The sequence below is a fragment of the Longimycelium tulufanense genome, assembly GCF_014645795.1.
GTDB lineage: Bacteria > Actinomycetota > Actinomycetes > Mycobacteriales > Pseudonocardiaceae > Longimycelium > Longimycelium tulufanense.
Map to the genome: position 1 here is coordinate 309,661 of NZ_BMMK01000001.1, position 21,398 is coordinate 331,058.

Genomic DNA, 21,398 nt, shown 5'->3' on the forward strand with positions numbered 1-21,398 from the left:
CGAGTGGATGTGAGCTGACCGATGCGAGCGCACCCCGCAGGACCACGGCACGCGGACGTCCTCGTCCCCGCCAACACGGCGGGGCCGCCTCCGTCCACTTCGGACGAGCTAAACGAGCTGCATCCCCGGGTCTGGCCGCGCAGCGCCGAGCGGGATCCCGATGGCGTGCTGCGCATCGCTGACATCGACGTCCGCGATCTCGTCGAGGAGTACGGAACGCCGCTGTTCGTGTTGGACGAGGCGGACTTCCGGGCCCGGTGCCGCGAGCATGCCGAGGCGTTCGGTGATCCGGCGCTGGTGCACTACGCGTCGAAGGCGTTCCTGTCGGCCACGGTCGCGCGTTGGGTTGCGGAGGAAGGGCTTTCGCTGGACGTGGCCAGCGGTGGGGAGCTGGCGCTCGCGCTGCACGCCGGCTTCCCGGCCGAGCGGATCGCCCTGCACGGTAACAACAAGTCGCTCGACGAGCTCACCACCGCCGTGGAGTCCGGTGTGGGCGTGGTGGTACTCGATTCCTTCCTGGAGATCGCCCGGCTCGACCAGATCGCGCGGGACCGCGACGTGGTGCAGCCGGTGCTGGTGCGGGTCACGGTCGGCGTCGAGGCACACACCCACGAGTTCATCGCGACCGCCCACGAGGACCAGAAGTTCGGTTTCTCGCTCGCCGGCGGCGACGCCGCCGAGGCCGTGCGCCGCGTGCTCCGCTCACCCGGGCTCCGCCTGATCGGCCTGCACAGCCACATCGGATCGCAGATCTTCGACGCCGACGGGTTCGAGGTCGCCGCGCACCGGGTGGTGGGGCTGCTCGCCGCCATCCGCGACGAGCACGGCCCGGACACGGTCGCGCAGTTGTCCACAGTGGACCTCGGTGGGGGACTGGGCATTGCCTACACGGCCCAGGACGACCCGCCACCCTCCGCGGCCCTGGCCGAGCAGTTGCGGGCCATCGTGCGGCGCGAGTGCGCGGCCGCCGACCTGCCGGTGCCGCGGGTCGCGGTCGAGCCCGGGCGCGCCATCGCCGGCCCCGGCACCATCACCCTCTACGAGGTCGGCACCGTCAAGGACGTCGTCCTCGGGGGCGGCGCCCGCCGCCGTTACGTCTCGGTCGACGGGGGCATGAGCGACAACATCCGCACCGCCCTCTACGACGCCGTCTACGACTGCCGTCTGGTGTCGCGGGCGGCCGGGGACGACACTGGTGCCGCGCTCAGCCGCGTGGTGGGCAAGCACTGCGAGTCCGGTGACGTGGTCGTCCGGGACTGCTGGCTGCCGGCCGACGTGGCACCGGGGGACCTGGTGGCCGTGGCCGCCACCGGCGCCTACTGCTACTCGATGTCCAGCCGGTACAACCTGCTGCCGCGCCCGGCGGTGGTGGCCGTCAGCGACGGCAAGCCCCGCCTGCTGCTGCGGCGGGAGACCGTCGAGGACCTGCTGCGCCTGGAGGTGCCGTGACAGTTCAGCTGAGGCCGGAGGCGAAACCGGTGCGGGTGGCGTTGCTCGGGTGCGGCACGGTGGGCACCGAGGTGGTGCGCCTGCTGCACGAGCAGGCCGACGACCTGGCCGCCCGGGTCGGTGCCCCGGTGGAGCTGGCCGGCGTCGCCGTGCGCCGCCCGCACAAGCACCACGACGTCCCGGCGGAGCTGCTGACCACGGACGCCGCCGGCCTGATCGCCTCCGACGTCGACGTCGTCGTGGAGGTCATCGGCGGAATCGAGCCCGCCCGCACCCTGCTGCTCGACGCGTTGCGCGCCGGCCGGTCGGTGGTCACCGCGAACAAGGCGCTGCTCGCCGAGCACGGCGCCGAGCTGTTCGAGGCCGCCGACGCCGCCGGGGCCGACCTGTACTTCGAGGCCGCCGTCGCCGGCGCGATCCCGCTGCTGCGCCCGCTGCGCGAGTCCCTGGCCGGGGACCGGATCACCCGCGTCATGGGAATCGTCAACGGCACCACCAACTTCATCCTCTCCGCCATGGACGGCACCGGCGCCAGTTACGCCGAGACGCTGGAGGAGGCCACCCAGCTCGGCTACGCCGAGGCCGACCCCACCGCCGACGTCGACGGGTTCGACGCCGCGGCCAAGGCCGCGATCCTGGCCTCGCTCGCCTTCCACACCCGGGTCACCGCGGCGGACGTGTACCGGGAGGGCATTGCCGCGGTCAGCGCCGCCGACGTCGCCGCCGCCCGCGAGCTGGGCCGCACCGTCAAGCTGCTCGCCATCTGCGAGCGCGAGGCCGACGACGAGGGCGAGGCCGTCTCGGTGCGGGTGCATCCGGCGATGATCCCGCGCAGCCACCCGCTGGCCGGCGTCAACGGCGCGTTCAACGCGGTGTTCGTGGAGGCCGACGCGGCCGGCCAGCTCATGTTCTACGGCCAGGGTGCGGGCGGGGCACCCACGGCGAGCGCGGTGCTCGGCGACCTGGTCGCGGTCGCCCGCAACCGGGTGATGGGCGGCCGCGGGCCGCGCGAGTCCGCCTACGCCGACCTGCCGGTCCGCCCCATGGGCCGCACCCCGACCCGCTACCACATCAGCCTGGACGTCGCCGACCGCTCCGGCGTGCTCTCGCAGGTCGCGGCGGTGTTCGCGGAGCACGACGTGAGCATCGCCGTGGTGCGGCAGGAGGGCCGCGGCGCGGACGCCAGCCTGGTCGTCGTCACGCATTCCGCACCCGATGCCGCGCTGCGCTCCACCGTGGACAAGATCGCCGGACTGCCCGTGGTGCGCGAGGTGGTCAGCGTGATGCGTGTCGAAGGAGAGGAACTATGACCTCGGCGCCCACCCCGACGCGTGCCAGCTGGCCCGGCGTCGTCGAGGCATACCGGGACCGGATCGCGCTGCCCGCCGACGCGCGCGTGGTCACCCTCCACGAGGGCGACACCCCACTCGTGCCCGCCCAGCACCTTTCCGAGCTGACCGGCTGCCAGGTCCTGCTCAAGGTGGAGGGCGCCAACCCCACCGGCTCGTTCAAGGACCGCGGCATGACCGCGGCCATCAGCGCCGCCCTCGCCACCGGCAGCAAGGCGGTCATCTGCGCCTCCACCGGCAACACCTCCGCCTCGGCCGCCGCCTACGCCGCCCGCGGCGGGCTGACCTCGGCGGTTCTGGTGCCGCGCGGCAAGATCGCGCTGGGCAAGCTTGCCCAGGCCGTCGCGCACGGCGCCCGCATCCTGCAGGTCGACGGCAACTTCGACGACTGCCTGGAGCTGGCCCGCAAGACCGCTGCCGAGCACCCGGTGACCCTGGTCAACTCGGTCAACCCGGCCCGGCTGGAGGGCCAGAAGACCGCGGCGTTCGAGGTCTGCGACGCGCTCGGCCGCGCCCCGGACGTGCACTGCCTGCCCGTGGGCAACGCCGGCAACATCACCGCCTACTGGCGGGGCTACCGGGAGTACGCCGCCGACGGTGTGGTGCCCGCCACCCCGCGCATGGTCGGCTTCCAGGCCGCCGGTGCCGCCCCGCTGGTGCACGGCCGGCCGGTGGCCGAGCCGGAGACCATCGCCACCGCGATCCGGATCGGCAGCCCCGCCTCCTGGGGGGGCGCCGTGGCCGCGCGCGACGAGTCCGGCGGCCTGTTCGACGCCGTCACCGACGAGCAGATCCTGGCCGCCTACCGGCTGCTCGCCGGCCGGGAGGGCGTGTTCGTCGAGCCGGCCTCGGCGGCCAGCGTCGCCGGCCTGCTCGTCACCGCGGCCGACGGCCGGCTGCCGGCCGGCTCGCTGGTGGTGTGCACGGTCACCGGGCACGGGCTGAAGGACCCGGACACCGCCCTGCTGGGCATGCCCGAGGTGGAGCCGCTGCCGGTGGACCCGACGGCGGTCGCCACCGCCCTGGAGCTGGCGTGACCGGCGCCGTAGGCTACGCCGTTCGGGTGACCGTGCCCGCCTCCACCGCCAACCTGGGCTCCGGATTCGACACCTTGGGAATGGCGCTGGGGCTGCACGACGTTGTCGAGGTCGAGGCAACCCGCTCGGGCCTGGTCATTGAGGTGACCGGCCAGGGAGCCGGGCAGGTGCCCACCGATGAGCGTCACCTCGTGGTGCGCGCCCTGTGCGCGGCCTGGGAGACGCTCGGGACCAGCCCGGCCGGCCTGCGCCTGCGGTGTCACAACGCGATCCCGCACTCGCGGGGGCTCGGCTCGTCGGCCGCGGCCGCGGTCGCCGGAGTGGCGGCCGCCTACACGCTGCACGCTGCTACCGAGGGTCGGGAGCCCGACCTGGGCGATCCCCGCGCACTGCAGGTGGCGGCCAGCCTCGAGGGGCACGCGGACAACGCGGCCGCCAGCCTGTACGGCGGGCTGGTGGTGGCGTGGTCGGAGGTCGGTGAGGAACCTCTCGACGCCACGCCGCGGTATTCGGCGGTACGGCTGGAACCGTATCCCGACCTCGCGCCGGTGGCGCTGGTTCCGGAGGTGGAGTCGGCCACGTCGACGACGCGCGGCCTGCTTCCGGACCACGTGCCGCACGCCGACGCCGCGTTCGCCGCGAGCCGGGCCGCGCTGGCCGTATACGCCCTGACGACGGATCCCGACCGGCTGCTGGCGGCCACCGAGGATCGCCTGCACCAGGACTACCGGGAGCCGGCGTGGCCGGAGAGCATGCGGCTGGTCCGCGAGCTGCGCGCGTACGGGGTTCCGGCCGCCATCTCCGGCGCCGGGCCGACCGTGCTCGCGTTTCCGCTCGGTGGGGTCCTGCCGGGTGATGTCGACACCGCGGGCTTCGCGGTGGTCACGCTTCCGGTCGACCGGACCGGGGTGCGGGTCCAGCGGCTGGCCTGACACCGCTCGGTGACGGGCGGAGCGAGCATCGCGGCGCGCCGGTAAGGCGCGCAGCGAAGCCCGGAGGCGCGCAATTCAACACAGTGCGGTGACGGGCGAAGCGAGCGAGTAATCCGACACAGCGGCGCCGCGGCCGCTGGGCCGGCGGCGGGACAGTGGTGGGCGGGTTGTCCAGCGGGGGCCTCACGGGCACCCCGAACGGGCGTGCACCGGTCCGACCAGCCCGCTCGCGCCGGTGCGAGCGGGAATGGTTCGGTTCGGCGAGTTGGGTGGGGGGTTGTTGCACCGCCGGGAGCGGACGTCTACCCTCGGGGGCGATCAGTCACCGCGCGCACGGGCGCCGGTGCCGTCTCCGGGCAATCGTTCCCGGGTCGCATCCCCTGTTGCGAGTCGATCCCACGCCGAGCGGGCGCTGGGGTTGTCAGCGGATACCCGAACCGCCGTGGTGGCCGATGTGCAAGTCCCGTGCCGGCGGTCCCCGTCGTCAGTGCAACCCGTGCTACGTCGAGGTCCGCCTCCACCGGACGATGTGTCGCCCGCGTTCCGTCGGGCGACAGGTCCGCTGGTCCCGCGTAGGAGGCGCGGACCGGTCAGGAAGGACATTCGTGAGCGACACCAATCTGTTGAGCAGCGAGGCGCCGAGCGCCACCCATCAGGAGGGCTCGTCGGGCCCGTCGAAGAACGGCACCGCGTCGCGTCGCCGTGGCCTGTCCGGCATGGTGCTCGCCGAACTGCGCGCGCTGGCCAAGGAGTTGGGCATCCCCAACACCACCGGCATGCGCAAGGGCGACCTCATCGCTGCCATCAAGGAGCGGCAGGGCGGCGGGTCGCCGGGCCGCGGCCGGCGGTCGGAGTCCGAGGCCGCGCAGCTGCCGCTGACCGGCACCGAGGAGGCCGGGCAGCCCACGGGCGAGCCGGCCGGTGCCGCCACCGGCGCCGAGCAGGCCGAGTCGGCCGCCGGCGCGGAGGAGCCCGCGCGTCGTGGCCGTCGCCGCCGCGCGGCCAGCCGGCCCGCCGGGAGCCCCGCCGCCGAGGGCGCGGAGCAGCCGGCCGAGCAGGGCGGTGACCGGGCCGCCGCGGACAAGCCCGCGGACCGCGTCGCCGAGCGCACCGAGCGGGAGGGCGCGGAGCAGCGCCCGGACCGCCGGGAGCAGCAGCGCGGGGACCGTGGCGAGCGCGGCGGCAGGGGCGAGCAGGGCCAGCAGGCCCGCCGTGACGAGGACGAGGACGAGGGGGGCGGCCGCCGTCGCGGGCGCCGCTTCCGCGACCGGCGCCGCAACCGTGGCCGCGGTGAGGGCGGCGGCGAGCCGGAGATCCGCGAGGACGACGTGCTGCTGCCGGTGGCCGGCGTGCTGGACGTGCTGGAGAACTACGCGTTCGTCCGCACCTCGGGCTACCTGGCCGGGCCGAACGACGTCTACGTGTCGCTGTCGCTGGTCCGCAAGTATGGGCTGCGGCGCGGTGACGCGATCACCGGCGTCGTGCGGCAGCCGCGCGAGGGCGAGCAGCAGCGGCAGAAGTTCAACCCGCTGGTCCGTGTCGACTCCATCAACGGGCTCGACCCGGAGCAGGCGCGCGGCCGCGCGGAGTTCCACAAGCTGACCCCGCTCTACCCGAACGAGCGGCTGCGCCTGGAGACCGAGCCGCACCTGCTCACCACACGGGTGATCGACCTGGTCATGCCGATCGGTAAGGGGCAGCGTGCGTTGATCGTCTCCCCGCCGAAGGCCGGTAAGACCTCGGTGCTGCAGTCGATCGCCAACGCGGTCACCAAGAACAACCCCGAGTGCTGGCTGATGGTCGTCCTGGTGGACGAGCGGCCCGAGGAGGTCACCGACATGCAGCGCTCGGTGAAGGGCGAGGTCATCGCCTCGACCTTCGACCGGCCGCCGTCGGATCACACCACGGTCGCCGAGCTGTCCATCGAGCGTGCCAAACGACTGGTCGAGATGGGCCATGACGTGGTCGTGCTGCTCGACTCGATCACCCGGCTGGGCCGGGCCTACAACCTGGCGGCACCGGCGTCCGGTCGCATCCTGTCCGGTGGTGTGGACTCCACCGCCCTGTACCCGCCGAAGCGGTTCCTGGGCGCGGCCCGCAACATCGAGAACGGCGGCTCGCTGACCATCTTCGCCACCGCGTTGGTGGAGACCGGGTCGACCATGGATACCGTGATCTTCGAGGAGTTCAAGGGCACCGGCAACGCCGAGCTCAAGCTGGACCGCAAGATCGCCGACCGGCGGGTCTTCCCGGCGGTGGACGTCAACCCGTCCAGCACCCGGAAGGAGGAGCTGCTGCTCTCGCCGGACGAGCTGGCCGTCACCCACAAGCTGCGTCGGGTGCTGCAGGCCCTGGACAGCCAGCAGGCCATCGACCTGCTGCTCGACCGGTTGCGCAAGACGCGCACCAACATCGAGTTCCTCATGCAGGTGGCCAAGACCACGCCGGGCGCGGACAACGAGTGACGACTGCGTCGCGGTACGGGCGGGGTGGTTCCCACACGGGAGCCACCCCGTCCGGCTTTTGCGCGCTGGAAACCGCTTCGGCGGTGGACGATCCGTGGGACACCTGTTCAACGTCCCTCCCACCGAGAAGACAGCGGCTTGACGTTCCGCCACGGCTCAAGCCGGAGTTCCGGCCCGGTATTCGGGAGAGGTTGGTGCGGCGGGAGCACGTTCTACGCTCCCGTTGGGCTTTTTCTTGCGTCAGTGATGATTCGCGGGTTGATCGCGGTCGCCGAGTGGTGTTGGCAGGCGGGGTGTTGGGTCCCCCGGCGTTCGGCATTCGGGGCTTTCCGAGCCGAGGTGGGAGAGTCGGGCAAGACGGTCCACGCTGCGTCGCAGCGGCCGGGTTCAGCGGTGCTGGTTGCCGGTAGTGGCAAGGGAAAGCGGTACCGTGGCGAGGAGCCTGGCACATCCCAGCCCGGGGTTGCCGGCTCGCTGGCGCCGCGGTGTCTCGTTATGTCCCTGGCGGGACGGAATGTCCCTGGTGGGACGGAGAGGGGCGCTACCCGGCTCGCGAGGCGCCGCAAAGACGCTGGGCGGGGACTTCGGCGAGCAGATCGACCGGAGGACGGAGCACGGACCGGAGTCCTCGGTCAGAGCTGTCGATCAGCCCGAGAAGACGTAGCGGACATGAGCCGTGACGCGGCCGTCCGGGTGTCGTGGCCTCCTGGATCGCAGGTCACCGCGGCGGGGCCGCAGCCTCTCGGGCGGGACCGACCCCGCGCCTCCGGGGACTTCCCACTCGCTCAGAGGCGGTAGACGGGGGTGGACGAGGGGCGGGGGCGCAGGCACGACTGGCGCTGGGTGCGACGCAGCATCCGCATCAGCGCGACCGCGGCGGGCGCACCCAGCCCGGCCACCACCGGGGCCGGCAGGGTCATGCCGTCCACGGCGATCCCCAGCAGCCCGAGCCCGGCCAGGTACGGCCACCGCAGCCCGTGACGCTGCCAGTCCGCCCGCCACTCCACCTCGTCGGAGTTGGCCAGCCCCACCGCGACTCCGGCGCCGAACAACGCGCCGTACACCTCGACCTGCCACCCCAGGGCCATGAAGGGGACCGCGGCGACCCCGAGGGCGGCCGCCACGAAGAGCAGGGGCAGCAACAGCCAGGTTGACACCCGCAGTTGCCGACCGGTCGCGCAGAGCACGGGGCCAGCATGGAGCGTTCCCGCTGGTCCGCCAACCGAAGAACGGTGACCGGTGACGCTTGGGCGCCGAACGGACGATCACGCGCGCCGAACGGTCGGTGACCGTCGAGTAGTGGTTCGAGTCAACCGTTCGGCCCAACGCGCTGGTCGTTCGGTGACCGGACCGGCCGCCACGGCGACCGGCGTCGCAACATCAGCACCGTCCCCGGGAGCACCGCCGCGAGCAGGCCCGACACCAGCATGGCCGGGACGCCGGCCACCGGAACCGGCCACGCCACTGGCAGCGCCATGCCCACGGCCAGCAGGACCACCGGGACACCCCACCGGACCAGTAGCCGGTACCGCGGTCGGCCCAGCGCGGGTGCCCGCAGCAGGAGGAGGGTCCCGCAGCCGCCGCTGAACACGATGGTCCCCAGCTCCGCCGGGGCCCAGCCGAGCAGCTCCGTGCAGCTCACGTGCAGGAACAGCGGCAGGTCCATGGCCAACAGCACGAGCAGCGCCCACGGCAGGGGCGGGATCTGGGTGCCGGCGGTGCCGAGGCGTCCCGACACGAGGGGCGGATGAGCATCATCGGTCGGGAACAGGACGTCGAGTAGGCCCGAGCCCGAGCGGTCCGACCCGCGAGGTGGCGGGCTGTGGTGAGCGTCGTCACCCGGTGGTAGAGCACCGGGCGAGCCCCAGGCCGAGGGGTCGGTCGCAGTCATGATCAACAGGCTAGATCCGGGGGAACAGCGGACCACCCAGGTGCGTTTCAGCCGAGGTCAGCCCGTCTGGCAGACTGGACAGTCGAGTCCGGCACCGGTTCACCCCCGCCGCGAACGGCCCGGGGGACCCGGCGGCCACCGAACGAGATAGGGACGAGACACGTGAAGAGCGGTATCCACCCCGAGTACGTGGTCACCCAGGTGACCTGCGGCTGCGGCAACACCTTCACCACCCGCAGCACGAAGAGGACCGGCCAGATCCACGTCGAGGTCTGCTCCAACTGCCACCCGTTCTACACGGGCAAGCAGAAGATCCTCGACACCGGCGGCCGGGTGGCCCGCTTCGAGGCCCGCTACGGCAAGCGGAACAAGAAGTAGCTTCGGCAACGGCGCCCGCCCGGGCTTCCCGGGCGGGCGCCGTCGTCGTGTCCGGGGCCACACCTTGCCCCGTCTCGTCGTCGAAGGGAGGTGCGCGCGACATGTCGAGTAAGGCGGCGGCCGCGCATGCGGCGGCCAGGTCGGCCGATACCGCAACGATCGCCCGGCTGTTCGAGGAGTACGCGGAGCTGGAGCGGCAGCTGGCCGATCCGGCGGTGCACGCCGAGGCGGGCCGTACCCGCAAGCTGGGCCGCCGATACGCCGAGCTGACCCCCCTCGTCCGCACCGCCCGCGAGCTGGAGCAGGCCCGGGCCGACCTGGCCGCCGCCCGCGAGCTGGCCGCCGAGGACCCGGCGTTCGCCGCCGAGGCCGAGCAGCTGGCCGCGGCCGTGCCCGCGCTGCAGACCCGGCTCACCGAGCTGCTGCTGCCGCGGGACCCGCACGACGGCTCCGACGTCATCATGGAGATCAAGTCCGGTGAGGGCGGCGAGGAGTCCGCCCTGTTCGCCGGGGACCTGCTGCGCATGTACACCCGCTACGCCGAGCGGCGCGGCTGGAAGGTCGAGGTGCTCGGCTCGGTGGAGTCCGAGCTGGGCGGCTACAAGGACGTCACGGTGGCCGTCAAGGGCCGCGCCGACGTCCCGCCCGACCAGGGTGTGTGGGCCCGGCTGAAGTTCGAGGGCGGCGTGCACCGCGTGCAGCGGGTGCCGGTCACCGAGTCGCAGGGCCGCATCCACACCTCGGCCGCGGGCGTGCTGGTCTACCCCGAGCCCGACGACGTCGAGGTCGAGATCGACGACAGGGACCTGCGGATCGACGTGTTCCGCTCCTCCGGCCACGGCGGACAGAGCGTGAACACCACCGACTCCGCGGTGCGCATCACCCACCTGCCCACCGGAGTCGTCGTCAGCTGCCAGAACGAGCGCAGCCAGCTGCAGAACAAGGCGCGCGCCATGGAGGTGCTGCGGGCCCGGCTGCTGGCCATGGCCGAGGAGGAGGCCGAGCGGCAGGCCGCGGACGCCCGCCGCAGCCAGGTGCGCACCGTGGACCGCTCCGAGCGCGTGCGCACCTACAACTTCCCGGAGAACCGGATCTCCGACCACCGGGTCAACTACAAGGCGTACAACCTCGACCAGGTGCTCGACGGTGACCTCGATGGAGTGTTGGACGCCCTTGCCACGGCCGACCGTACGGAGCGGCTCGCCGCCGCGGGCCGGGTGAACGCCTAACTTTGTCTGATATGACGAGACAGCCGCTCCGCCTGGCCGTGCAGGAGGCCGAACGGATGCTCGCCGCGGCCGGGGTGGACAGTCCCCGGGCCGACGCCGAGCTGCTGGCCGCGCACGTGCTCGGGGTCGAGCGGAGCCGGCTGCCGTTCGTCCCGCTGGTCGACATTCCCGTCATCGCGGAGCTGCGGAAGCTGGTCGAGCGGCGCGCCAAGCGGGAGCCGTTGCAGTACCTGTTGGGCACCGCGGTAATGGGTGGTGTCACGGTCGCGGTGGGGCCCGGGGTGTTCGTCCCCCGCCCGGAGACCGAGTTGCTGCTCGCCTGGGGCCTGTCGACACTGGAACGCACCGCGAAGCCGGTGGTTGTCGACCTGTGCACCGGCTCGGCCGCGCTCGCGCTCGCGGTGGCCGACGCCCGCCCGGACGCCGTGGTGCACGCGGTCGAGCGGGACCGGGGGGCCCTGGTGTGGGCCCGGCGCAACGCCAACGCACGGGCGGACGCCGGGGACACCCCGATCCGCCTGCACGCCGGCGACGTGGCGGACCGGACGCTGCTGGACGACCTCGACGGCACCGTCGATCTCGTCCTGTCCAACCCGCCTTACGTGCCGGAAGGCAGCCCGGTGTCGCCCGAGGTGGCCGACTACGACCCGTACCACGCCGTCTTCGCGCCCGGCGACGGCCTCGAGGTGATCCGAAAGGTCGTCGACTGCGCCGCACGGCTGCTCCGGCCGGGCGGCGCCGTGGCCATCGAGCACGACGACACCCAGGGCGAGAGTGCTCCCGCACTGCTTTCGACCCGCCGTGTACTCACCGACGTCCAGGATCACCGCGACCTCGCCGGGCGGCCGCGTTTCGTCACCGCACTCCGCGCACGGTCCTGACCCGCACGGTGACCACGGCGCTCGCCGTGAGCAGGATCAGCGCGACCGCGGCGTCACTGGCCAGCCGATCCGGGAGGTCGGGCGCGGAGCCGCCGGTCAGCAGTAGGCGCACGGAGGTGTTGACCGGCGGCAGGTTGCGCAGGAAGGCCAGCGCCAGGACGAGGACCAGTCCCGCTGCCAGTGCGGTTCCCGGGCGGCGGATCAGGGGCCGGGAACAGAGGAGGCCGGCCGCGATTCCGGCCAGGCCGCTGGTGAGGTGGGAGAGCAGACCGTCGACCACCTCGACAACCTGCGTGGGAGTTGCGGTGTGCATGAGCGGCACGCCCAAGGCGACCGCGGTGAGAACGAGGACCACGCACAGTGCACTGAGGACAGACGCAACGACGGTCCGCTTGTGACCCCTTGCCGTGACGCTGCTGATGGCAAGTTGTTCCGGGCTCTCGCCGTTGACGAGAGCGACTGTCAGCCATGTCGTCACCGGCAGTAGGACGCCCGCACTGATGCCGTAGAGATGGAGGAGTGGGTCAGGTGTGTCGCTGTTGAGTACCGCAATCGTGACGAGAAACAGCAGCAGTGGCGGCAGGAAACGCTGCGATGTCGTGAGTACGGCGAGTTGGTAGCGGACAAGTGCTGTCATTGGCCTGCTCCGCCCACTCTGGTCAGCGACTCCACCAACCACCCGTGCTCCAACGCTGCCTGGAGGAGAGCATGCCGGTGGCCGGCCTCGATTTGGACAGTCAGGTGACCATCCAGTTGATCCATGGCGCGGATGTCGAGTGTGGACAACCAGTCCAGATCTCCACCGCCGGCAAGCTCCACCCGGAACACAGGTTCCGCCGGGTTCAACGGCGTTTCGTTGAGCACCAGCCGACCTCGATGAAGGCGGTGGACGGCGGAGGCCGCGACGCGGGTCACCCCGGCGGCATGGTCGGTGAGCAGCACCGCACAACCCGCCGCACGTACTTCGGCCAGCATGTCGACCACGACCGGGTGTGTCACGGCGTCCAACCCGGACCACGGTTCGTCCAGCACCAGCAGCTCGGGCGAGATGAGAAGGGCCTGTGCGAGCGCGACCTTCTGGGCGTTGCCCTTGGACAGGGCATTGAGGGGCCCGGTGGGGTCGCCGGTGAGGGCCAGACGTTCCAGCAGCTCCTCGGCGCGCCTGGTGGCGGTCGCCGTGCCCAGGCCGCGGACGCGGCCCAGGTGGCGGAGGTAGGCGAGGGCGGACATGCGCGTGGTGACGGGGAACCGCTCGGGTACGTAGCCGACGGGCGCGGGCCGGCACAACACGCGCCCCCGGGACGGGCCGAGCACGCCGGCGGCGATCCGCAACAGCGTCGACTTGCCTGCGCCGTTGTCGCCGACCACGGCGACCGTGGCACCCGGCGGGACCGTCAGGTCGATGTCGACCAATGCCCAGCGGCCACGGCCGTAACGCCGGCCAACACCTTCCAGCCGGAACACACTCGCTCCAAGGAACTCGGCGTGCGGGGAACCGAGGTCGGATTGCTCGGTTCCGGGCTTCGCTGCGCGCCTTGTCGCCGCGCTGCGATGCTCGCTTCGCCCGTCACCTCGCGTAACCCGACCCTAGCCACGGCGTGTGTCGTGAGGGTGAGGCCGGGAGTGGACGACGTTGGCGGTCGTGCCAGGATCGGGGCGTGAGCATCGTCTACGACTGCAGCCGGCCGGAGACGCGGGAGGCCGGCTTGGCCGCCGCGGCGGGGGCCGTGCGGGCCGGCCAGCTCGTCGTGCTGCCCACCGACACGGTCTACGGGATCGGCTGCGACGCGTTCGACTCGGCCGCGGTCGACGCCCTGCTGGCCGCCAAAGGGCGGGGCCGCGACATGCCCGTGCCGGTGCTGGTCGGCTCCTGGACCACCATCGACGGGCTGGTCATGTCCGTGCCGCACGAGGCACGCCAGCTCATCGAGGCGTTCTGGCCGGGTGGGCTCACCCTGGTCCTGCAGCACGCCTCCTCGCTGGCCTGGGATCTCGGTGACACCCGGGGGACGGTGGCGCTGCGCATGCCGCTGCACCCGGTCACGCTGGAGCTGCTGCGTGAGGTCGGGCCGATGGCGGTCTCGAGCGCCAACCGCTCCGGCCAGCCGCCGGCCTCGACCGCCGAGGAGGCCCGCGCGCAGCTCGGCGACTCGGTGCAGGTCTACCTGGACGGCGGGCCGTCCGGGGAGCCGGTCGCCTCCACCATCGTCGACCTCACCGGAGCCGGGCCCCGGGTGCTGCGCGAGGGCGCGATCTCCCGGGCCCAGATCAGCGAGGTCCTCGGCACGGACGTGCTGCTGGAGCCGTGATCATCACACCGATTGCTTCCCGATAACGTTGGCGTCACGCCACCGTCCCGCGCCGGGTTGACAGGGGAGCACCGCGCAGTGAGCACGCCGTTCTGGGGGCCGGACTTCGCCGCCCTGCAGGCCACCGACCCCGAGATCGCCGAGATCGTGCTCGCCGAGCTGGACCGCCAACGCACCGGCCTGCAACTCATCGCCAGCGAGAACCTGACCAGTCCCGCCGTCCTCGCCGCACTCGGATCCACACTCTCCAACAAGTACGCCGAGGGCTACCCCGGCCGCCGCTACTACGGTGGCTGCGCCCAGGTCGACCGCGCCGAGGAACTCGCCGTCGCCCGAGCAAGGGCGCTGTTCGGCGCCGAACACGCCAACGTCCAACCGTACTCCGGTGCCTCGGCCAACCTCGCCGCCTACGCCGCCTTCTGCCAGCCTGGCGACCGAGTCCTGGCCATGGACCTCAAGCAGGGCGGCCACCTCACCCACGGCTCCCGGGCCAACTTCTCCGGCAGGTGGTTCCAGGCCATCTCCTACCCGGTGCGGCCCGACGACGAGTTGATCGACTACGACCAGATCCGCGACCTCGCCATCACCTACGAGCCCCGCATGATCATCGCGGGCGCCACCGCCTACCCACGCCTGATCGACTTCCCCGCGTTCCGCGAGATCGCCGACGAGATCGGCGCGGTCCTGATGGTCGACGCCGCCCACTTCATCGGCCTTGTCGCCGCCGGCGTGATCCCCTCCCCGGTCCCGCACGCCGACGTTGTCACCTTGACCACACACAAGGTCCTGCGCGGCCCTCGCGGCGGCATGATCCTGTCTCGTGCCGAGCACGCGAAAGCGCTCGACAAGGCAGTTTTCCCGTTCACCCAGGGTGGTCCACTCATGCACGCCGTCGCGGCCAAGGCCGTCGCGCTGAAGGAGGCCGCCACGCCCGGGTTCGCCGTATACGCGAACCAGGTCGTGGCCAACGCGCGTGCGCTGAGCCAGGACCTGGCCGCCGCCGGCCTGCGACCGGTGTCCGGCGGCACCGACACCCACCTGGCCCTGCTGGACCTGCGCCCCATCGGGGTGACGGGGGCCGAGGCCGAGTCGCGGTGCGAGGCGGCCCACATCACCCTCAACAAGAACGCCATTCCCTACGACCCCGAACCCCCGATGGTGTCGTCGGGCATCCGGGTGGGCTCCCCATACGTCACCACACAGGGAATGACCGAGGCCGAGATGTCGGTGATCGCCCGGCTGATCGCTCGCGCGGTGCGTGCCGAGCGGGGGACGGTGCGGGGCGACGCCGAGCTGGCCGCGGTCACCGGCGAGGTCGCCGAGCTGGTGGCACAGCACCCCGCCTACCCCGAACGGCGTAAGTCATAGTCTGGGAGAGTGGGGCCGATGCCTGCTTATGGCCTCCCCATCCGGGAGTTCGCGCTGGTATGTCTGGTGACGGCCGGTGTGACCTTCCTGCTCACCGGTCTGGTTCGGCTTCTCGCGATCCGGGTCCGGGCCGTCGCCCACCCCCGACGCCGCGACGTTCACGTCAAGCCGATGCCCCGGATGGGCGGGCTGGCCATGTACCTGGGGGTGCTGGCCGGGATGTGGCTGGCCCACCAGCTGCCCGTGCTGCGGCGCGCCTTCGACTACTCGCTGGACGTCGAGGCCGTGCTCATCGCGGGCGCGGTGGTCGTGCTGGTCGGCGCGCTGGACGACCGTTTCGAGGTGGACTCGCTGACCAAGCTGGCCGGCCAGACCACCGCGGCCGGCCTGCTGGTCCTGCTGGGCGTGCAGTGGTCGATGTTCTGGGTGCCGTGGAACGGTGGGGACAGCCTCGGCTCCGTGCTGGTGCTCAGCGGCAACCAGGGCGGGATCCTGACCATCCTGTTCGTGTTGACCATGATCAACGCGATGAACTTCGTGGACGGCCTGGACGGGCTGGCCGCCGGAATCGGGCTGATCGGGGCCAGCGCCACCTGCGCGTTCTCGCTCGCTTTGCTGCACGCCAAGAACGGCGACGTCGTCGCCTACCCCCCGGCGCTGATCGCGGCCACCCTGGCCGGGGCCTGCCTGGGCTTCCTGCCGCACAACTTCCAGCCGGCCAAGATCTTCATGGGTGACTCCGGCTCGATGCTCATCGGCCTGATGCTCGCCGCCGCGTCCACCACCGCCTCCGGCAAGCTGGACTACAACTACGGGGCCGGGGACGCCATCGCGTTGCTGTCCCCGCTGATCGTGGTGGCCGCGGTGCTGTTCGTGCCGGTGCTCGACCTGCTCATGGCCGTGGTCCGCCGTACCCGGGCCGGCCGGAGCCCGTTCTCCCCGGACAAGATGCACCTGCACCACCGGCTGCTGGAGATCGGTCACTCACAGCGCCGCGCGGTCCTCCTCATCTATCTGTGGGCGTCGGTGCTGGCCTTCGGCGCGGTCGCGCTCACCCTGTTCGAGAACCCGTTCGTTGTCGCCGGCGGCGTCGGCGTGGGCTTGTTGCTCGCCCTGGTCGCTTCCGCCGTTCCGCGGCTACGGGAGCTGCGAAAGGCCCCATTCTCGGAGTGATCTCGAACACACCTAGACTGGCTGTCGAGATGAGCGAAACAGACAAAGCCCCAGCAACCGACCGGGCCAACACGTTTCCCGAAACGCACGACGCCGTGGTGCGCAAGCTCGCCGACGCCATGTTGCGCAGCGTGCTGTGGTCCTCCGGCGCCACGATCACGCTGGGAATCGTCGTGTTCGCCGTGCCCTGGGGGCTGCCCGGCGCCCTGGGTGCGCTGGTTGGAGGGGCCGTGGCGCTCGGCTCCTCCTTGGCGACGCTGTGGTTGATGCGCCGGACCGCGGCGGCGTCCGTCCAGCGGGTGATGGTCGCGGCGCTCGGTGGGTTCGCCGGCAAGGTTCTGGTGCTACTCGTGGTGATGACGTTGCTGCGCGGCCTGACCGTGCTGCACCCGATGGCCCTCGCGCTGACGATGGCGGGGACGATCCTGCTCGCGACCGGCGCGGAGGTCCGGGCGTTTGCGCAGGTCAAGGTGCCGACGATCATCACCGAACCGGAGCGAGGCTAAGCCAGTACGGCTGTACGACATCGCCTGATCGGCTGTTATAGTGCGCGCCATGACGGCGGCCCGTCCCAGCGGGGATGCGGCCGAGGGGGTCACGTCTCGACGCCCGTGATGCGTCAGGTACGTTGTGTCTGGATTGGGACGATTCCCCCGGCGGGGTGAACGCCGGCCGGGAGAACCGGAAGGAGCCCAGTGGGCAAGCTGGTGCTGGCCGAGGGTGGCGAGTTCGTGCCGCCCGGCGCGAAGGATTTCTTCTTGCCGCCGATCTTCGGCGGGGTCACCAAGCCGATGGTGCTGCTGGTCCTGTCGGTCCTGATCGTCGCGGCGTTCTTCCTGGTCGCAACGCGGAACCTCAAGCTCGTTCCCGGCAAGTTCCAGTTCGCCGCCGAGTCGGTCTACAACTTCGGCCGCAACTCCATTGCCCGGGAACAGATCGGCGCGAAGGACTTCAGGCCGTTCGTTCCTCTCATCCTCGCGTTGTTCACCTTCATCCTGGTGAACAACCTCTTCGGGATCATTCCGTTCATCCAGTTCCCGACATTCGCGCATATCGGCTTCCCGCTCGCGCTGTCGGTGCTCGTGGTCTATCCGGTGTACCACGGCGTCGGGTTCCGGCGGCACGGTTTCGTCGGCTACTTCAAGCACCAGTGCTTCCCACCGGGCGCGCCGTGGTGGGTCTACATTCTGCTGGCGCCGATCGAGTTCTTCCAGAAGTTCGTGCTGAACCCGTTCACGCTGGCGATCCGGGTGTTCGCCGCGATGTTCGCCGGGCACCTGTTGCTGCTGGTCTTCACGCTCGCCGGCGAGTACCTGCTGCTCAACGGGGGTGGCCTGCTCAAGCTCGTCTCGCCCGTCTCGTTCGCCGTCGCGATCGCGCTCACGTTCCTGGAAGCGCTGATCCAGGTGCTGCAGGCATACATCTTCGCGCTGTTGTCCGCCAGCTACATCGGTATGGCGCTGGCCGAGGACCACTGACAACCGAAAGGCTCCCGATCCGCACTGACGCGGACCGAGTTGGAAAGGGAATAAGCAAGTGAGCATGGTTCTTGCGCAGGCCGCTGAAGCCGTCAACCTCAACCAGGGCCTCGCGGCGATCGGGTACGGCCTCGCGGCGATCGGCCCCGGTATCGGCGTCGGCCTGATCTTCTCCTCGGTCATCAACGGCACCGCGCGGCAGCCGGAGGCCCGGGGCGTGCTGCTCGGCCTGGCCTGGACGACCTTCGCGCTCGTCGAGGTGCTGGCCCTGATCGGCTTCGTCGTCTACTTCCTGGCCTCGGCCTGACCCACCCCCTCGGCGTATAGGGAGAGGGCCTCATGAACCCCACCAGCTACCTGGCCGCGGAGGCGCCGAATCCGGTCCTTCCGCACCCCTCCGAGATCATCCTCGGGCTGATCGCCTTCCTGTTGCTGCTCTTCGTGCTGCAGAAGTTCGTCTCGCCGCGGTTCGAGAAGCTCTACGCCGAGCGCGCCGAGCGGATCGAGGGCGGGATCGCCAAGGCCGAGGCGTCCCAGGCCGAGGCCCAGCGGGTGCTGCAGGAGTACAAGGCACAGCTGGCCGAGGCCCGCGCCGAGGCCGCCCGGATCCGGGACGACGCCCGGGCCGAGGGCCAGGCGATCGTGGACGAGATGCGCGAGCAGGCGCAGACCGAGTCGGCCCGGATCGTGGCCCAGGGCCAGGCGCAGCTGGCCGCGCAGAAGGCGCAGATCGTCGCCGAGCTGCGGGCCGACCTCGGCCGGATGGCCGTGGACCTGGCCGGCCGCGTGGTCGGGGAGTCCCTGGAGGACGAGGCCCGGCGCCGCGGCACCGTGGACCGGTTCCTCGACGAGCTGGACGCGGTCTCCGCGCCGGCGGGCAAGTAGGAGACGGGCGGTGACCTGGTCATGACACTGCACGCCGCGAGTCGCGACGCCCTCGCCGCCGCCGAGCAGCAGCTGGCGGCACTCGGTGAGGGACTGGCCGGCGACGCCCTGGGCGCGGTCGGCGACGAGCTGTTCGCCGTCGCCACGCTGTTCACCCGGCAGCCGTCGCTGCGTCGCCTCGTCTCCGACGCCAGCAGCGACCCGGCCCGCCGGGAGCGGCTGGTCCGGGACCTGCTGGCCGGCAAGGTCGGGGCGGCGGCCCTGGAGGTGCTCACCGCCGTGGTCACCGCCCGCTGGTCGAGCCCGCGCGAGCTGGTGCACGGCGTGGAGACGCTGGCCCGCACCGCGTGGCTGGCGCGGGCGGAGCGCGACGGCCGGCTGGACGCGGTGGAGGACGAGCTGTTCCGGCTCGGCCGCATCGTGGCCGCCCAGCCCGAGCTGGACCGGCTGCTGTCCGACCCGATGGCCGACGAGACCGGCAAGGCCGACCTGGTGCGCCGGCTGCTGGCCGGCAAGGTCGAGCCGGTCACCCAGGCCCTGGTCGAGCAGCTGGTGCGCCGGTTGCACGGGCAGGACGTGGTGGCCGGGCTGGACGAGCTGGCCGAGATGGCCGCGCGGCGCCGGGAACGCTCGGTGGCCCACGTCCGCAGCGCGGCCGCGTTGACCGAGGCCCAGCAGGACCGGCTGTCCGCGCTGCTCCAACGGATCTACCGGCGGCCGATCGCCCTGCACGTGGAGCTGGACCCGGCGCTGGTCGGTGGCCTGGTGATCCGGGTGGGCGACGAGGTCATCGACTCCAGCGTCCTGGGTCGCCTGCGGGCCCTGGGCCGCGAGCTGGCCGGCTAGGCCACCGGGTCCGCAAGGACCGTCCCCTACAGGCCCCTTGAACCTAGGAACGAACCGAGGCAGGAACGACATGGCGGAGCTGACGATCTCGTCGGACGAGATCCGCAGTGCGATCGAGAACTACGTCTCCAGCTACTCCCCGGAGGTCGGCCGGGAGGAGGTCGGGGTCGTCACCGACGCCGGTGACGGCATCGCCCATGTCGAGGGCCTGCCCTCGGCGATGACCAACGAGCTGCTGGAGTTCCACGGTGGCGTGCTGGGTGTCGCGCTCAACCTGGACCCCCGCGAGATCGGCACGGTCATCCTCGGTGACTTCGAGTCCATCGAGGAGGGCCAGGAGGCCAAGCGCACCGGCCAGGTGCTGTCCGTGCCGGTGGGCGACGGCTTCCTCGGCCGGGTGGTGAACCCGCTGGGCCAGCCGATCGACGGGCTCGGCGAGATCGTCGCCGAGGACCGGCGCGTGCTGGAGCTGCAGGCCGCGTCCGTGATGCAGCGGCAGCCGGTGAAGGAGCCGCTGCAGACCGGCATCAAGGTCATCGACTCGCAGACCCCGATCGGCCGGGGCCAGCGGCAGCTGATCATCGGCGACCGCAAGACCGGGAAGACCGCGGTCTGCGTCGACACGATCCTCAACCAGAAGCAGAACTGGGAGACCGGCGACCCGCAGCAGCAGGTGCGCTGCATCTACGTCGCGGTCGGCCAGAAGGGCTCCACGATCGCTGCGGTCCGAAAGACGCTCGAGGACGCCGGCGCGATGGCCTACACCACCATCGTCGCCGCCCCGGCCTCGGACTCGGCCGGCTTCAAGTGGCTGGCGCCCTACACCGGCTCCGCGCTGGGCCAGCACTGGATGTACCAGGGCAAGCACGTCCTGATCATCTTCGACGACCTGACCAAGCAGGCCGAGGCATACCGGGCGATCTCCCTGCTGCTGCGCCGCCCGCCGGGCCGCGAGGCCTACCCGGGCGACGTGTTCTACCTGCACTCGCGGTTGCTGGAGCGCTGCGCCAAGCTCTCCGACGACCTGGGTGGCGGCTCGATGACCGGCCTACCGATCATCGAGACCAAGGCCAACGACGTGTCGGCCTACATCCCGACCAACGTCATCTCCATCACCGACGGCCAGTGCTTCCTGGAGTCCGACCTGTTCAACCAGGGCGTCCGGCCGGCGATGAACTACGGCATCTCGGTGTCCCGGGTCGGTGGCTCCGCGCAGGTCAAGGCGATGCGGAAGGTCGCCGGCTCGCTGCGGCTGGAGCTGTCGCAGTACCGGGAGCTGGAGGCGTTCGCCGCGTTCGCATCCGACCTGGACGAGGCGTCCAAGGCCCAGCTAGAGCGGGGTATGCGGCTGGTCGAGCTGCTCAAGCAGCCGCAGTACAGCCCGTTCCCGGTCCAGGAGCAGGTCGTCTCGATCTTCACCGGTACCAGGGGGCACCTGGACTCGGTCCCGGTGGAGGACGTCCGCCGGTTCGAGGCCGAGCTGCTGGACTACATTCGGCGCAACCACGCCGGCATCCTGAGCGAGATCAAGGAGACCAAGCAGCTCTCCGACGAGAACGAGGAGCGGCTGGTGGACGCGATCAACGCGTTCAAGCAGCAGTTCACCACCACGTCGGGCGTCTCGGTGGTCAACGAGCCGGAGGCCGAGGCGATGGAGGCCAGCAAGGTCGGCCAGGAGTCGGTGAAGGTGCACAAGCCGGCCCCGAGCAAGAAGTGAGCTGACGCCAG

General features: G+C 71.5%; 21 protein-coding genes. 17 read left to right on the plus strand and 4 right to left on the minus strand.

Features of this window, described 5'->3' with window-relative positions; translation table 11 throughout:
- Positions 1–21: 21 nt before the first annotated feature.
- The 5 genes from lysA (at position 22) to rho (ending at position 7,232) form a co-directional block, all read left to right on the plus strand.
- Positions 22–1,449: a diaminopimelate decarboxylase gene (gene lysA, locus IEY55_RS01290; RefSeq protein ID WP_189052953.1), complete on the plus strand. Its 1,428-nt coding sequence runs from the start codon at positions 22–24 to the stop codon at positions 1,447–1,449.
- Positions 1,446–2,759 (plus strand): homoserine dehydrogenase, encoded by a 1,314-nt coding sequence (locus tag IEY55_RS01295; RefSeq protein ID WP_373289943.1) that lies wholly within the window; start codon positions 1,446–1,448, stop codon positions 2,757–2,759. The genes lysA and IEY55_RS01295 overlap by 4 nt, the downstream gene beginning before the upstream one ends.
- Positions 2,756–3,835: a threonine synthase gene (gene thrC, locus IEY55_RS01300; RefSeq protein ID WP_189052955.1), complete on the plus strand. Its 1,080-nt coding sequence runs from the start codon at positions 2,756–2,758 to the stop codon at positions 3,833–3,835. The genes IEY55_RS01295 and thrC overlap by 4 nt, the downstream gene beginning before the upstream one ends.
- Positions 3,832–4,767, plus strand: a complete 936-nt coding sequence (gene thrB, locus IEY55_RS01305) for a homoserine kinase (protein WP_229685841.1) — start codon at positions 3,832–3,834, stop codon at positions 4,765–4,767. Before thrC ends, thrB begins: the two co-directional genes overlap by 4 nt.
- Before the next feature lie 605 nt (positions 4,768–5,372).
- Positions 5,373–7,232, plus strand: a complete 1,860-nt coding sequence (gene rho / locus IEY55_RS01310; protein WP_189052959.1) for a transcription termination factor Rho — start codon at positions 5,373–5,375, stop codon at positions 7,230–7,232.
- 785 nt (positions 7,233–8,017) lie between these two features.
- On the opposite strand, the gene IEY55_RS01315 is transcribed toward rho, so the two are convergent.
- Both IEY55_RS01315 and IEY55_RS01320 read right to left on the minus strand, forming a co-directional pair.
- Entirely contained in the window at positions 8,018–8,419 is a 402-nt protein-coding gene (locus IEY55_RS01315; RefSeq protein ID WP_189052961.1) for a hypothetical protein, read from the minus strand.
- Positions 8,420–8,541: 122 nt separating this feature from the next.
- Positions 8,542–9,123: a hypothetical protein gene (locus tag IEY55_RS01320; protein ID WP_189052963.1), complete on the minus strand. Its 582-nt coding sequence runs from the start codon at positions 9,121–9,123 to the stop codon at positions 8,542–8,544.
- Between the two features lie 162 nt (positions 9,124–9,285).
- Between IEY55_RS01320 and rpmE the strand changes: the two genes are divergently transcribed.
- The 3 genes from rpmE (at position 9,286) to prmC (ending at position 11,611) form a co-directional block, all read left to right on the plus strand.
- The gene (rpmE, locus tag IEY55_RS01325; protein WP_189052965.1) at positions 9,286–9,501 is read left to right on the plus strand and encodes a 50S ribosomal protein L31; all 216 of its coding nucleotides are present in this window, start codon (positions 9,286–9,288) and stop codon (positions 9,499–9,501) included.
- Positions 9,502–9,602: 101 nt separating this feature from the next.
- Positions 9,603–10,730, plus strand: coding sequence for a peptide chain release factor 1 (prfA, locus tag IEY55_RS01330; protein ID WP_189052967.1), 1,128 nt, complete (start codon positions 9,603–9,605; stop codon positions 10,728–10,730).
- A gap of 11 nt (positions 10,731–10,741) precedes the next feature.
- The gene (prmC, locus tag IEY55_RS01335) at positions 10,742–11,611 is read left to right on the plus strand and encodes a peptide chain release factor N(5)-glutamine methyltransferase (protein WP_189052969.1); all 870 of its coding nucleotides are present in this window, start codon (positions 10,742–10,744) and stop codon (positions 11,609–11,611) included.
- On the opposite strand, the gene IEY55_RS01340 is transcribed toward prmC, so the two are convergent.
- Both IEY55_RS01340 and IEY55_RS01345 read right to left on the minus strand, forming a co-directional pair.
- Positions 11,586–12,248, minus strand: a complete 663-nt coding sequence (locus tag IEY55_RS01340) for a hypothetical protein (RefSeq protein WP_189052971.1) — start codon at positions 12,246–12,248, stop codon at positions 11,586–11,588. The genes prmC and IEY55_RS01340 overlap by 26 nt on opposite strands.
- Positions 12,245–13,075 (minus strand): ATP-binding cassette domain-containing protein, encoded by an 831-nt coding sequence (locus IEY55_RS01345; protein WP_229685842.1) that lies wholly within the window; start codon positions 13,073–13,075, stop codon positions 12,245–12,247. The genes IEY55_RS01340 and IEY55_RS01345 overlap by 4 nt, the downstream gene beginning before the upstream one ends.
- A 194-nt stretch (positions 13,076–13,269) precedes the next feature.
- Here IEY55_RS01345 and IEY55_RS01350 point away from each other — a divergent pair, with 194 nt between their 5' ends.
- The 9 genes from IEY55_RS01350 to atpA all read left to right on the plus strand — a co-directional run bounded on the left by IEY55_RS01350 (position 13,270) and on the right by atpA (position 21,387).
- Positions 13,270–13,920 carry an L-threonylcarbamoyladenylate synthase gene (locus tag IEY55_RS01350; protein ID WP_189052973.1) on the plus strand — a complete coding sequence of 217 codons (651 nt, stop codon included), beginning with the start codon at positions 13,270–13,272 and terminating at the stop codon, positions 13,918–13,920.
- Positions 13,921–13,998: 78 nt separating this feature from the next.
- Complete coding sequence (gene glyA / locus IEY55_RS01355; protein WP_189052975.1) at positions 13,999–15,288, plus strand: serine hydroxymethyltransferase; 1,290 nt, start codon at positions 13,999–14,001, stop codon at positions 15,286–15,288.
- A gap of 18 nt (positions 15,289–15,306) precedes the next feature.
- Positions 15,307–16,461: a glycosyltransferase family 4 protein gene (locus tag IEY55_RS01360; RefSeq protein WP_189052977.1), complete on the plus strand. Its 1,155-nt coding sequence runs from the start codon at positions 15,307–15,309 to the stop codon at positions 16,459–16,461.
- A gap of 29 nt (positions 16,462–16,490) precedes the next feature.
- Positions 16,491–16,967: a Cg1360 family ATP-synthase-associated protein gene (locus tag IEY55_RS01365; protein ID WP_189052979.1), complete on the plus strand. Its 477-nt coding sequence runs from the start codon at positions 16,491–16,493 to the stop codon at positions 16,965–16,967.
- 189 nt (positions 16,968–17,156) lie between these two features.
- A complete protein-coding gene (gene atpB, locus IEY55_RS01370) occupies positions 17,157–17,939 on the plus strand; it encodes a F0F1 ATP synthase subunit A (RefSeq protein WP_189052981.1) in 783 nt (260 codons plus the stop codon).
- Between the two features lie 64 nt (positions 17,940–18,003).
- The gene (locus IEY55_RS01375; protein WP_189053318.1) at positions 18,004–18,246 is read left to right on the plus strand and encodes an ATP synthase subunit C-like protein; all 243 of its coding nucleotides are present in this window, start codon (positions 18,004–18,006) and stop codon (positions 18,244–18,246) included.
- 32 nt (positions 18,247–18,278) lie between these two features.
- Entirely contained in the window at positions 18,279–18,824 is a 546-nt protein-coding gene (locus IEY55_RS01380; protein ID WP_189052983.1) for a F0F1 ATP synthase subunit B, read from the plus strand.
- Positions 18,825–18,845: 21 nt separating this feature from the next.
- Positions 18,846–19,670 carry a F0F1 ATP synthase subunit delta gene (locus IEY55_RS01385; protein ID WP_373289944.1) on the plus strand — a complete coding sequence of 275 codons (825 nt, stop codon included), beginning with the start codon at positions 18,846–18,848 and terminating at the stop codon, positions 19,668–19,670.
- A 70-nt stretch (positions 19,671–19,740) separates the two neighbouring features.
- Positions 19,741–21,387 (plus strand): F0F1 ATP synthase subunit alpha, encoded by a 1,647-nt coding sequence (gene atpA, locus IEY55_RS01390; protein WP_189052985.1) that lies wholly within the window; start codon positions 19,741–19,743, stop codon positions 21,385–21,387.
- Positions 21,388–21,398 lie beyond the last annotated feature (11 nt).